The 12,080-nt window shown below is 50.7% G+C and carries 13 protein-coding genes; 9 read left to right on the plus strand and 4 right to left on the minus strand.

Features of this window, described 5'->3' with window-relative positions; genetic code table 11:
* Positions 1-287: 287 nt before the first annotated feature.
* From rplS to rpsP, 4 genes are read right to left on the minus strand one after another with little or no spacing between them, the layout of a single operon-like run.
* Positions 288-686, minus strand: coding sequence for a 50S ribosomal protein L19 (gene rplS, locus B5D58_RS07105; protein WP_011112231.1), 399 nt, complete (start codon positions 684-686; stop codon positions 288-290).
* 1 nt (position 687) lies between these two features.
* Positions 688-1,500 (minus strand): tRNA (guanosine(37)-N1)-methyltransferase TrmD, encoded by an 813-nt coding sequence (gene trmD / locus B5D58_RS07110; protein WP_011112230.1) that lies wholly within the window; start codon positions 1,498-1,500, stop codon positions 688-690.
* Between the two features lie 10 nt (positions 1,501-1,510).
* Positions 1,511-2,020, minus strand: a complete 510-nt coding sequence (rimM, locus tag B5D58_RS07115) for a ribosome maturation factor RimM (protein WP_011112229.1) — start codon at positions 2,018-2,020, stop codon at positions 1,511-1,513.
* A gap of 28 nt (positions 2,021-2,048) precedes the next feature.
* Entirely contained in the window at positions 2,049-2,318 is a 270-nt protein-coding gene (gene rpsP / locus B5D58_RS07120; protein WP_011112228.1) for a 30S ribosomal protein S16, read from the minus strand.
* 213 nt (positions 2,319-2,531) lie between these two features.
* On the opposite strand from rpsP, the gene B5D58_RS07125 reads away from it, so the two are divergent.
* From B5D58_RS07125 to carA, 9 genes are all read left to right on the plus strand, one after another.
* Positions 2,532-3,806: a (Fe-S)-binding protein gene (locus tag B5D58_RS07125; protein WP_011112227.1), complete on the plus strand. Its 1,275-nt coding sequence runs from the start codon at positions 2,532-2,534 to the stop codon at positions 3,804-3,806.
* A gap of 60 nt (positions 3,807-3,866) precedes the next feature.
* Complete coding sequence (gene coq7 / locus B5D58_RS07130; RefSeq protein WP_011112226.1) at positions 3,867-4,493, plus strand: 2-polyprenyl-3-methyl-6-methoxy-1,4-benzoquinone monooxygenase; 627 nt, start codon at positions 3,867-3,869, stop codon at positions 4,491-4,493.
* Positions 4,494-4,537: 44 nt separating this feature from the next.
* Positions 4,538-5,098, plus strand: coding sequence for a YqgE/AlgH family protein (locus B5D58_RS07135; RefSeq protein WP_041357212.1), 561 nt, complete (start codon positions 4,538-4,540; stop codon positions 5,096-5,098).
* A complete protein-coding gene (ruvX, locus tag B5D58_RS07140; protein ID WP_011112224.1) occupies positions 5,091-5,537 on the plus strand; it encodes a Holliday junction resolvase RuvX in 447 nt (148 codons plus the stop codon). The genes B5D58_RS07135 and ruvX overlap by 8 nt, the downstream gene beginning before the upstream one ends.
* Positions 5,524-6,027, plus strand: coding sequence for a bifunctional pyr operon transcriptional regulator/uracil phosphoribosyltransferase PyrR (gene pyrR / locus B5D58_RS07145; protein WP_011112223.1), 504 nt, complete (start codon positions 5,524-5,526; stop codon positions 6,025-6,027). Before ruvX ends, pyrR begins: the two co-directional genes overlap by 14 nt.
* A gap of 135 nt (positions 6,028-6,162) precedes the next feature.
* A complete protein-coding gene (locus B5D58_RS07150; RefSeq protein ID WP_011112222.1) occupies positions 6,163-7,113 on the plus strand; it encodes an aspartate carbamoyltransferase catalytic subunit in 951 nt (316 codons plus the stop codon).
* 1 nt (position 7,114) lies between these two features.
* Entirely contained in the window at positions 7,115-8,386 is a 1,272-nt protein-coding gene (locus B5D58_RS07155; protein ID WP_011112221.1) for a dihydroorotase, read from the plus strand.
* A 119-nt stretch (positions 8,387-8,505) separates the two neighbouring features.
* Positions 8,506-10,611, plus strand: coding sequence for a M3 family metallopeptidase (locus B5D58_RS07160; RefSeq protein ID WP_011112220.1), 2,106 nt, complete (start codon positions 8,506-8,508; stop codon positions 10,609-10,611).
* Positions 10,612-10,910: 299 nt separating this feature from the next.
* Positions 10,911-12,062: a glutamine-hydrolyzing carbamoyl-phosphate synthase small subunit gene (carA, locus tag B5D58_RS07165; protein ID WP_011112219.1), complete on the plus strand. Its 1,152-nt coding sequence runs from the start codon at positions 10,911-10,913 to the stop codon at positions 12,060-12,062.
* Positions 12,063-12,080: the final 18 nt, after the last annotated feature.

A 12,080-nucleotide genomic window follows, 5' to 3' on the forward strand; every position in this document is an offset into this window, starting at 1 on the left:
CATCACCTTACAGGCACGGGATACATTGCCAAGCTCAGCTGCCAGATTAAGCAAGCCAATCTTGTGTTTAATGATTTTATGATGAACACTGCTCATGGGATTACTCCTTTACGCTTTCGCGTTTGGTTGATAAAGATTCGCACCTCTATCAAACCGGGTAATCCCACCTCTTGGCAAGACCTGCTGTCAGATCAAATCTGAACTACTACACTTCAGGTACACAGAAGATTGCACTGAAAATACTCTCCTCCTGATGAAGGATATTGCGGGCGGTAGGGTGATCCTGATTAAGGTTGTAATGCTTCTGCCACATTTTCCTGTTGGACACTGCGTGCAGGGAGTTTCTCTCGAATTCTTGCAGCCTTACCGGATCTGTCTCTCAGATAATAAAGTTTTGCTCTGCGTACTGCACCGCGCCGTTTGACTTCCATACTTGCGATGAGGGGTGAATAAGTCTGGAACGTACGCTCGACTGCCTCGCCGCTGGATATTTTTCTTACGATAAATGAAGAATTGAGTCCGCGATTGCGTTTGGCGATAACGACTCCTTCAAAAGCCTGGACACGTTTACGGTCACCTTCTACTACATTTACGTTAACCACGAGTGTATCGCCTGGTGAAAAATCAGGGATGGTTTTTCCCAGTCTTTCAATTTCTTCCCGTTCTAGTTGTTCGATCAAGTTCATTTCATTGCTCCTGTTCTTTAGTGTTATCCATCAATTGGTTGGCAACCACTCTATATCGTAATTGCTTGAATTCTTCCAGTAATTCCTTTTCCCTGTCAGGGAGCCCTTCCGGGTATTTTTCTGCTAACAAATCCGGCCTTTTCAACCAGGTTCTGCCAATGGATTGTTGCAGGCGCCAGCGTTCTATTTTTGCGTGATCACCGGATAGCAGTATCCGGGGGACCGGTTTTTCCTTATGCACTTCGGGCCGGGTATAGTGTGGATACTCCAGCAAATGATCCGTGTGAGAGTCCTGTCCGGCTGATCGTGTATCGCCCAACGCTCCCGGTAATTGCCTTACCACCGCATCGATTAAAACCATTGCTGCCAGTTCCCCACCGGAAATGACATAATCTCCGATTGAAATTTCTTCGTCTACCTGATCCTCTATCAGTCTTTCGTCAATTCCTTCGTAGCGACCACAGAGCAGCACAACCCCATCCAACTGAGAAATCTGCAAAACTTTTTTATGGTCCAGTCGCTTACCTTGTGGTGAAAGGTAAATGACACGGGTTTTGCTGACTCCGTCTTCACCCTGTCTGGCTTTTGCATCCGTAATCGCCTTATCCAGTGGTTCGGCCATCATGACCATACCCGGACCCCCGCCATAGGGCGAATCATCTACCGTCCGGTAATGGTTCATAGCATAATTACGAGGGTTCCAGGTATGCAGACGATATAAATTACTTTTGTGCGCTCTGCCTGTTACACCGTGTTGCGTGACGGCATCAAACATATCAGGCAACAGTGTGATGACGTCAAACTCGAACGGCATGATATGAAATTCAATAACCCAGTTCCCAGTCTACTGTGATTTGTCGTGATTCCAGATCCACCTGTCTGATAACCTGATCGACAAAAGGAATCAATTCATCTTTACTGCTTCCGGACAGCCGGACTCGTAATACATCATTTGCCCCGGTTTCAAACAAGCCGGCTACTGTGCCGAGTGGTTCGCCCTGCATATTGACCACACTGATCCCGATCAGATCCGTCCAGTAGTAACCGTCCTCTCCATCTTTTGACAGCGGGGGCAACTGACTGCGCGGCACTGCAACCAGCAATCCCTTCAGTTCAGATGCACTCGTCCGGTCGCTATACCCGGTGAGAGTGACGATCAGCAGATTATCGTGAATGAAAAAGGTAGCTGGACGCACGATTTGCCAGTTTTTCTCATCTCTGCTGAGACACCACACAGGGTACTCCATCAACCCATCAACATACTCGGTGAAGGGAATGACTTTAATCTGACCTCGAATGCCGTGTGGCCCGGCGATCCGACCCAGCACAACCATAGGCTCCTCTGGTAGAGGGAGCCCTGTTTCACTCCTGTGGTTGTGCAGCCTTTTGCTGTCTGCCAAACTGCTTGACGAGTCGTGAAACGGTATCGGACAGCTGGGCTCCCTTGGATTGCCAGTAGGTCAGGCGATCCATCTGGATACGCAAACTTTCTTCGCCGCCAGTAGCACGCGGATTATAAAACCCGACACGTTCTATGAACTTGCCATCCCGCCGGTTACGGGAATCAGCCACTACCATGCTGTAAAAAGGACGCTTCTTGGCACCACCGCGTGCCAGTCTCACTACTACCATGTTGCCCCTTGTAAAAGTGGTTGTTTGTTAACTAAAACCGCCAATTTTATGGCAGTTTCTGCCCGCATGGCAAGCAGTAAATTAAATGGGGATTGACTATGTATTCAAAAAAGATCGTGGCAGAATCAGAATGATCGACCGTAATTATTCGACCCGGAATATATCCAAATCATACAATGATTCGATTTTGCTGGAACAGCTGGCTTGAAGACTATGAAAAATACTGATCGAAATGATTCGTCAGTCGAAAAGCTGTTGACTGAAGCCAATCGCTGCGTGGCGTGCGGACTGTGTCTGCCCCATTGCCCGACTTATCATCTGACGCATTCTGAAGCAGACTCACCACGCGGGAGGATTGCGTTGATGAGTGGAGTCGCCAGCGGGCGTATTCCTTTGAATGAGAGATTTATTCAGCACATGGATCGGTGTCTGACTTGCCGTGCCTGCGAACAGGTTTGTCCGAATAATGTTGCTTATGGGCAGTTGATCGATGGTGCACGTGTCATGATTCATGAGTATTCATCCGTGCAGAGAGAAAGTCAGCATAAAAAGGGCCGGTTAAGAGACTTTCTGGAACGGGAATTGATTGCCAAACCTGGTCGATTCGACAGGTTGCGGCCAGTGTTGCGTTTGCTGGCCGGTAGTGGCTTGTTGTCGTTATTGCTGCGGCTGGAGACTCTGAAAAGAAGCGATTTGATCCAGTCTCTACTATTTCTGGCAACTCGCAATTTGCCAGGCCAGCTGTGGCGTCGTTCATATCCGGCCAGGGGGGTGCTGCGCGGTGAAGTGGGGTTGTTTTTGGGATGTGTGGCAAGGTTGATCGATACTGAAACACTGCTTTCATCCATATTTGTGCTGAACCGGATGGGCTATACGGTGCGTGTGCCAGATACGCAAACCTGTTGCGGAGCACTGCATCAGCACAGCGGCCGGATCGATGCGGCCAGATCGCTGGCACAACAAAATCTCCATGCTTTTGAAGGCTTGAATATTCAGGCCATCATCAATACCGCTTCCGGCTGTGGTGTCCAACTGACGGAATACTCATCGCGATTGGATACCGGATTTTCTGTGCCAGTAATGGATATCAGCCAGTTTCTCGATGAACAGGAGTGGGACGAGGTCGGTTTTGCACCTTTGTCACGTAGAGTTGCTGTGCATGAGCCGTGTACGCTGCGTAACACTTTACGTACTTCAAAGCACATGTACCCTTTGCTCCGGCGTATTCCGGGAATTGAAGTAGTGGAGCTTCCTGGTAACGAACAGTGTTGTGGTGCGGCTGGCACTTATTTTCTCGATCAACCCGAATTTGCAAAATCCTTGCTCGATGCGAAATTACAGGCCTTTGAGAGCACCGGTGCGGATTGTCTGGTGACGGGGAATATTGGTTGTGCCTTGCATATTGCCAACGGATTGGCGAAGAAAGGAACAAATATAGAGGTTTTGCATCCGGTAACATTGCTCGCACGGCAAATGCGTATAAAATGAAAGCTTGGGTTGGTTTGGCGTAAAACACAAAATCAACCAAAGCAGGCAATGGAGAGTTTTATGTTGAATATCGATAAATTGATCATAGGTTTTGATAGCGCCTTACGGACATTACTGGCTCCTGCCAATACCCTGCGCCCGGTACCGGGGAAGGATCTGCCTGAAAATGAGCTGAGCGAGATCGAGAAACGTGAATCTGCAGCACTGATGCGCATCAATCATGTTGGTGAAGTTTGTGCTCAGGCACTTTATCAGGGGCAGGCACTGACAGCGCGTAATGACCGGGTGCGACAGGCGCTGGATCAGGCGGCACGTGAAGAAACCGAGCATCTTGCGTGGACAGAGCGCCGCATTGCGGAGCTGGGCGGGCGTAAAAGTTTTCTGAATCCGCTGTGGTATGGCGGATCGTTTACTCTGGGGCTGGTGGCCGGTGTGCTCGGCGATAAATGGAATCTTGGTTTCCTGGCCGAAACCGAGCGCCAGGTTGAGGCACATCTGGCAGATCATCTGCAGCGATTGCCTCATCAGGATGTTCGCAGCAGAGCCATCGTGACACAAATGAAAGTGGATGAAGCGTGTCACGCTACCATGGCGGTTTCACATGGGGGAGGGCAGTTGCCTGCTCCAGTCAAAGTTGCCATGAAGTTCAGCTCCAGGATCATGACGCGCACCGCCTATTGGGTGTGAAACCGGAAGCAAATTCTTATCTGTTCCAGGATGGTGTAATCGTTATGCAAAGCATCAACCTTACCGATCATTTTCTGATTGCCATGCCGGGGCTGGAAGATTCTTTCTTCGCAAGGACACTGACCTATATCTGTGAGCATAGCGAACGTGGTGCACTGGGTCTCGTGGTCAATCGCCCGACGGATTTATCCGTGGAAAACTTGTTGCTGCAACTGGGGATGTTTCCCAAAGGTACAGCTTCTTCCAATCTGCCGGTATTGCTGGGTGGTCCGGTGCAGATCGATAGTGGATTCGTATTGCACGAACCGGTCGGATCGTGGAAATTTACGCTGTCTTCCAATGAGTCGATCGGTTTGACTTCATCCGCCGACATTCTGCAGGCAGTTGCCGATTGCGAGGGCCCGAAGAGAATGCTGATAGCGCTGGGTTATTCAGGATGGGCAGCAGGGCAGCTCGAGCAGGAGCTGGCACAAAATGCCTGGCTGACGGTACCCGCCGAATCGCAGATACTGTTTGAGTTGTCTTCTGAAGAACGGCTGCCTGCCGCCATGAAGTTGCTGGGAATCGATTTTTGTAATTTGTCCAGTGAAGTCGGTCATGCCTGATATGACCAGTGCTTCGTCTGGCACGGTACTGGCTTTTGATTTCGGTAAACGGCGCATCGGTGTGGCGATTGGTGAACATGAATTGCGAATGGCTCATCCTCTGACGACGATCGATCAGTCGATGACGAGGCCCCGTTTTGAAAAGATTGCGGAGCTGATCGAGGCATGGCAGCCGGTTCTGCTGGTGGTGGGGCTGTCAGTTCATGCTGATGGTACTGAGCATGAAATAACCCGGTTGTGTCGTCGTTTTGCCAGGCGGCTGGAAGGGCGATTCAGGATTCCAGTGGCACTGGCGGATGAGCGCTACACGACTGTGATTGCCCGTTCAGTGCTGGAAGAAGTAGGTGTGACTGGCAAAAAACAGCGGCCGATGCTCGATCAGATCGCAGCACAACATATTCTTCAGACTTATTTTGATTTATCTCATGCAGCTTCCTGACGCCGAGCAATTACTGACACAACTCATTGAAAAAATACGGCCGGATATAGCCGGAAATACCGCTATCGTGGGCATTCATACCGGAGGTGCCTGGTTGGCCAGGCGTATTCACCAAGCATTGGAGATTGCGTTGCCGGTGGGGGTGCTGGATATTTCCTTTTATCGTGATGACTACAGTAAAATCGGCCTGCATCCACAAGTCAGACCTTCTCAGCTTCCTTTCGATGCCGAGAACAGTCACATCATTCTGGTGGATGATGTGCTTTATACCGGCAGAACAGTCCGTGCAGCAGTGAACGAACTGTTCGACTATGGTCGTCCGGCCAGTATCGATCTGGCTGTGCTGGTGGATCGCGGAGGACGGGAATTGCCGATTGCCGCCCGGTATACGGGGGAGGTGCTCACATTGCCGGAAAACAGCATGCTGGAACTGAGACAGTCGGATGACGGTAAATTGAGTCTGGATTTACGCAGCCTGACGACAGGTTGATGGCTATCCGGAATTTGATTGCTGCCTTCCTGTTTGGCTGGTGTTATCCAGCCGGCTTTGGTTGTTATGTATGGGTTCTCTTCACTGATATTTAAAACCTATGTGTTGTCGTAATTCCTGCGGGATCTCTGCGTAATGGGCGTACACCCCCAGCTGAACAAAAATGGTGAGCTGCAGCATCTGTTGACGACGGAAGGGCTGCCTGCTGTGATTTTGCGCCATATTCTCGATACTGCAGAATCATTCACCGGTGTAACAGAGCGTGATGTCAAGAAAATTCCCCTGCTCCGGGGTAAATCGGTATTCAATCTGTTTTTTGAGCCGAGTACCCGCACCCGCACAACTTTCGAAATTGCAGCAAAACGCCTTTCGGCGGATGTGATCAATCTCAATATGGCAGTTTCATCTCAGACCAAGGGAGAAACGTTGCTGGATACGGTGGATAATTTGTCTGCCATGCATGCGGATATGTTTATCGTGCGTCATAACCAAAGTGGGGCAGCGCATCTGATTGCCCGTCATGTCAGGCCGGAAATTCATGTCATCAATGCGGGTGACGGATGGCATGCACACCCCACACAAGCATTGCTGGATATGTTTACCATTCGCCGCTATAAGCAGGATTTCCATGCGTTGCGTGTAGCGATTATCGGGGATATTCTGCATTCCCGCGTGGCGCGTTCGCAGATTCACGCACTGACGACGTTGGGTGTGCCTGAGATTCGTGTCATTGCTCCCAAGACACTGTTGCCGGCCAAAGTCGAGCGACTTGGCGTGCATGTCTATCATAATATGGTACAGGGTCTGCAAGATGTGGATGTACTGATGATGTTGCGATTGCAGCATGAGCGTATGGAGTCAGCACATTTGCCCAGCACCGAAGAGTATTTCAAATATTATGGACTGACACCGGAGAAGCTTGCGCTTGCCCGGTCCGATGCAATCGTGATGCATCCCGGCCCGATGAATCGGGGGGTGGAAATTGATTCAGAGGTGGCGGATGGTACCCAATCCGTCATTCTTCCCCAGGTAAATTTTGGTATTGCCGTCCGCATGGCGGTGATGTCGATCCTTGCCGGAAATTGATATGCACATTCATATCCGAAATGGTCGTCTGATCGATCCCGGCAGTGGAATGGATCGTACTGATGATCTGTATCTGGCTGAAGGCAAAATCGTGTCGATCGGTTCCCGGCCGGATGGTTTTCATGATGATCGTGAGATCGAGGCCGGTGGAATGATCGTATGTCCCGGTCTGGTTGATTTGTCAGCACGCTTGCGTGAGCCGGGACTTGAATATATGGCTACGCTGGAATCAGAGCTGGAAGCTGCGGTAGCAGGAGGGGTGACCAGCCTGGCCTGTCCTCCTGATACAGATCCGCCATTGGATGAGCCGGGCCTGGTGGAGATGTTGAAGCATCGTGCCCGTAATCTCGATCAGGCGCGAGTGTATCCGGTGGGCGCGCTAACCCAGGGACTCAAGGGAGCGCGTTTGACTGAAATGGTCGAACTGCACGATGCCGGTTGTGTCGCATTTAGTCAGGTCGATGCGCCCATTGCCAATCTGCATGTGCTGATGCGAGCCATGCAGTACGCCGCCACGTTTGGTTTCAAGGTTTGGCTGCGTCCTCAGGATATACATCTGGCCAATCACGGTGTGGCCCATGAAGGTGAGATTGCCACCCGTCTTGGCTTACCGGCAATTCCGGTGTGTGCAGAGACGATTGCACTGGCCAGTATTCTGTCACTGATGAAGGAAACGGGTGCCAGCGTACATCTCTGCCGTATTTCCAGTGCAGAGGGAACCGCGCTGGTGCGGGCAGCCAAACGACAGGGACTGCCGCTGACCTGTGATGTTTCCATCAACCATGTGCATCTGACCGATATGGATATTGGTTTCTTTGATGCAAATTGCCATCTCATGCCGCCACTCAGAAGCCTGGCAGACCGGGATGCGTTGTGCGTCGGATTGATGGACGGAACGATCGACGCAATCTGTTCGGATCATGCGCCTGTAGATGAAGATGCCAAGTCGTTGCCATTTGCTCAGGCTGAAAGCGGTGCCACCGGGCTGGAGTTGCTGCTGCCTCTCACGCTGAAATGGGCGGTGGAAAACAGGTTGTCATTACCTGAAGCGCTGGCGAGAATTACATTCCATCCTGCACGGATTCTGGGAATCGAGACCGGGCAGCTGGCAATAGGTGCTGTGGCTGATTTATGTATCTTTGATCCTGATGCAAACTGGGTCGTCAGTCACACCGAATTGAGAAGCCAGGGTAAAAATACGCCATTTCTCGGAATGGAATTATACGGGCGTACCCGATTCACCCTGATTGGTGGACGTATCGTGTATGGTTGATAACAATTCCCGGGAAGCACTGGTTTCGTCAAGACCATATTAAAATCCCGGGTTATTCGGCAGACCGGGTATTCTGAATATTCATCGATAACAAAAACTTTTTTTGAATTATTACTGATATGAAAAACCCGCTGTTAGATTTTTCCACGCTTCCTCGCTATGAGGAAATTCGGAACGAACACATCACGCCTGCTATGGACGAGTTGTTGCGCGACTGCCGTGCGGTAGTGAATAGAGTTAAAAATGCGACAGAATCTCCTGACTGGCAGGATTTTGTGCAACCGGTGGTGGATGCGAATGAGCGTTTGTCGCGTGCGTGGGGGCAGATAGCGCATTTGAATGCGGTCATGAATAACCCGGAGCTGCGCGAAATCTATAACGCCAATCTGCCGCGTATTACGCAGTACTATGCCGAGTTGTCGCAGGATCCAGTATTGTTTGAGAAATTCCGGCAGTTGCGGGCAGATCCGGCATTCAATGATTTAAGTCAGGCACGCAGGAAAATTGTGGACAATCAGTTACGTGATTTTCACTTGGGAGGTGCCGAACTGCCGCTGGAAGATAAAGCCCGGTTCATGCAGATTCAGGAAGAACTGTCGGCGTTGAGCTCAAAATTCAACGATAACCTGTTGGATGCAACCAACGCGTTTTCTTTGTTTATAGAAAACCGGGATGAACTTGCCGGAATTCCGGAGGATGTATTGCAGGCGGCGCGTGAAGCGGCAACCAAAGATACTTCGATTACTGTGCCGGGCTGGAAATTTACTCTGCATGCACCTTCCTATCTGCCGGTCATGCAGTATGCGGATAACCGCAGTTTACGTGAACGGATGTATCGGGCATATGTGACACGGGCGAGTGAGCTTGAAGCTGTTCCGGAGCAGACTGTGAATCGTGACAACATGCCTTTGATCGAAAAGATGCTACGTTTGCGCCAGGAGGAAGCAAGGCTGCTGAGTTACGATTGTTACGCACAGGTGTCACTGACTCCCAAGATGGCGGAAACGCCGCAGCAGGTGCTGGATTTTCTGAATGAGCTGGCAGCCAAAGCGAGACCTTACGCAGAAAGAGATCTGGCAGAGCTGCAGCAGTTTGCCGCTGATAAGCTGAAACTGGATCGACTCGAAATGTGGGATATTGCCTACGCCAGCGAAAAGCTGCGTATCGAGCGTTATGCTTTTTCTGAGCAGGAGGTCAAGCAATATTTCCCGGAGAACAAGGTATTGCCTGGCATGTTCCGACTGGTGGAGACTCTGTACGGCATACGTATCAGCGAAGCAGAGCCGGCACGTAACATTCAGTGCTGGCATCCGGATGTGAAATTTTTCGATATTGCTGACGCGAATGGTAATTTGCTGGGGCAGTTTTATCTGGATCTTTATGCCCGCCCCGGTAAGCGTGGCGGGGCTTGGATGGATGACGCGATCACCCGGCGGAAGATTGAGGTACCTGAAATCGGCCGTTCCGAAATCCAGGCGCCAGTTGCCTACCTTACTTGCAATTTTTCGGCACCCGTGACGATCGACGGCCAGTTGCGCCCGGCATTGTTCACGCATGATGAGGTAATTACGCTGTTTCATGAATTTGGTCATGGATTGCATCATTTGCTGACCCGGATGGATGAGCTGGGTGTTTCCGGTATCAACGGGGTCGAGTGGGATGCGGTTGAACTGCCCAGCCAGTTCATGGAAAACTTCTGCTGGGAGTGGGAAGTATTGCGTGGTATGACTGCGCATGTGGAAACCGGCAATCCGCTACCGCGCGCGTTATTCGATAAGATGCTCGCAGCCAAGAACTTCCAGAGTGGCCTTCAGACTTTGCGTCAGATTGAGTTTGCCTTGTTTGATATGCATTTGCACACGGATTTTGACCCGCAGGGCAGTGAAACCGTGTTACAGCGTCTGGATAAAATCCGCCAGCGGGTTGCCGTCATCATTCCACCCGCGTTCAACCGGTTTCCGGACAGCTTCGGACATATATTTGCTGGAGGTTATGCTGCCGGTTATTACAGTTATAAATGGGCGGAAGTATTGTCTGCCGATGCTTACAGCCTGTTCGAAGAGAATGGTGCCGGCCAGGTGGTCAGTGCAAAAACTGGAGAGCGTTTCTGGCATGAAATTCTTGCCGTAGGTGGTAGCCGCCCGGCACTTGAATCATTCATTGCATTTCGCGGACGCGAGCCAAAAATTGATGCGTTGCTGCGGCATCATGGTATGGCAGCCTGAGCAATGTATTTCTTGTCATCATCTGTTGAAGATCGTTAGTCTGCGGGATAGAGGATTGTTTACAGGCGATGAAAAAATATTCTGTCCTGATGATGGAAAATGGCACTTTCTCCACACGAACAGCGAGTGGTAATGAGGCGGTTCAGAGGAGTATTTTACCTTTACCGGGCGCAGAAGCCGGAACCGTTTCTGGAAAAGCTTTTGTATCTCGCGTATAATTGATTTTAGCGGTGCAGGGTCAATCTTGAGCCGCTTTTTTCTGTCCGTCTGCATCGTATTAAAAATTATTGGGGAGTTCTGTGTCTAACCGTCCGCGTGCTGTACTTGTTCTGGCTGATGGTACTGTTTTTCACGGAGATTCGATTGGTGCAGAAGGTATTACTATCGGTGAAGTGGCTTTCAATACGGCCATGACCGGTTACCAGGAAATTCTCACTGACCCTTCTTATTGCCGCCAGATCGTTACGCTGACTTATCCGCATATCGGTAATACCGGTGTGAATGACGAGGACATTGAATCAACTACGGCTTCCAGGATCATTCATGCGGCAGGGCTGGTGGTTCGTGATCTGTCACTCGTCACCAGCAGCTGGCGCAGTCGTCATACGTTACCGGATTTTCTCAAACAGCATGGTGTGCCGGCGATTGCCGGGGTCGATACACGCAAACTTACGCGTATTCTGAGAACGAAGGGCGCACAGGCAGGCTGTATCATGACCGGTCATATCGATGAAACCGAAGCATTGCGACAGGCGCAGGCATTTCCCGGTCTGACGGGAATGGATCTGGCGCGAGTGGTCAGTTGCAGTCAGCCATGGGAATTCAGTGAAGGCGCATGGTCACCAGAAACAGGCTATCAAGCTGCGGGCGAGAGCCGCTGCCGGGTTGCTGTGCTGGATTTTGGTGTCAAGCGTGCGATTCTGCGCAAGTTGGTCGAGCATGGTTGTCATGTTACCGTTTATCCCGCGCAGACACGGATTGATGAAATTCTTGCCGCCCGGCCTGATGGTGTGCTGCTTTCCAATGGTCCTGGAGATCCGGAAGCCTGTGATTATGCAATCGATATGGCACGTGCATTACTGGCAAGCAAAATCCCTGTGTTCGGTATCTGCCTGGGTCATCAGATAATTGCACTGGCGATTGGTGCCAGGACGATCAAGATGAAATTCGGGCACCATGGTGCCAATCATCCGGTATTGGATGTCGATAGTGGCCGGGTGATGATCACCAGCCAGAATCATGGATTTGCAGTGGATGTCGATACACTGCCTGCCAATGTGCGCGTCACCCATCATTCATTGTTTGATGGAAGTCTTCAGGGATTTGAATTGACGGATCATCCTGTTCTATGTTTTCAAGGACATCCTGAAGCCAGCCCGGGCCCGCAAGACGTTAATTATTTATTCAGTCGTTTCATCAGTCGGATAGTGAAAAACAAGCAGTCAGCCTGAGTCATCAGAACAACCTTC

The sequence above is a fragment of the Nitrosomonas europaea genome, from assembly GCF_900167395.1.
GTDB classification, from domain to species: domain Bacteria; phylum Pseudomonadota; class Gammaproteobacteria; order Burkholderiales; family Nitrosomonadaceae; genus Nitrosomonas; species Nitrosomonas europaea.

Bases quoted from the DNA above. Each gene is read 5' to 3' on its own strand.
- B5D58_RS07135 (WP_041357212.1), top strand. From the start codon at position 4,538: ATGCAAAGCATCAACCTTACCGATCATTTTCTGATTGCCATGCCGGGG.
- rimM (WP_011112229.1), bottom strand. From the start codon at position 2,020: ATGGTTGTGCTGGGTCGGATCGCCGGGCCACACGGCATTCGAGGTCAG.
- ruvX (WP_011112224.1), top strand. From the start codon at position 5,091: ATGCCTGATATGACCAGTGCTTCGTCTGGCACGGTACTGGCTTTTGAT.
- B5D58_RS07150 (WP_011112222.1), top strand. From the start codon at position 6,163: ATGGGCGTACACCCCCAGCTGAACAAAAATGGTGAGCTGCAGCATCTG.
- trmD (WP_011112230.1), bottom strand. From the start codon at position 1,500: ATGCCGTTCGAGTTTGACGTCATCACACTGTTGCCTGATATGTTTGAT.
- coq7 (WP_011112226.1), top strand. From the start codon at position 3,867: ATGTTGAATATCGATAAATTGATCATAGGTTTTGATAGCGCCTTACGG.
- pyrR (WP_011112223.1), top strand. From the start codon at position 5,524: ATGCAGCTTCCTGACGCCGAGCAATTACTGACACAACTCATTGAAAAA.
- rpsP (WP_011112228.1), bottom strand. From the start codon at position 2,318: ATGGTAGTAGTGAGACTGGCACGCGGTGGTGCCAAGAAGCGTCCTTTT.
- rplS (WP_011112231.1), bottom strand. From the start codon at position 686: ATGAACTTGATCGAACAACTAGAACGGGAAGAAATTGAAAGACTGGGA.
- B5D58_RS07160 (WP_011112220.1), top strand. From the start codon at position 8,506: ATGAAAAACCCGCTGTTAGATTTTTCCACGCTTCCTCGCTATGAGGAA.
- B5D58_RS07155 (WP_011112221.1), top strand. From the start codon at position 7,115: ATGCACATTCATATCCGAAATGGTCGTCTGATCGATCCCGGCAGTGGA.
- B5D58_RS07125 (WP_011112227.1), top strand. From the start codon at position 2,532: ATGAAAAATACTGATCGAAATGATTCGTCAGTCGAAAAGCTGTTGACT.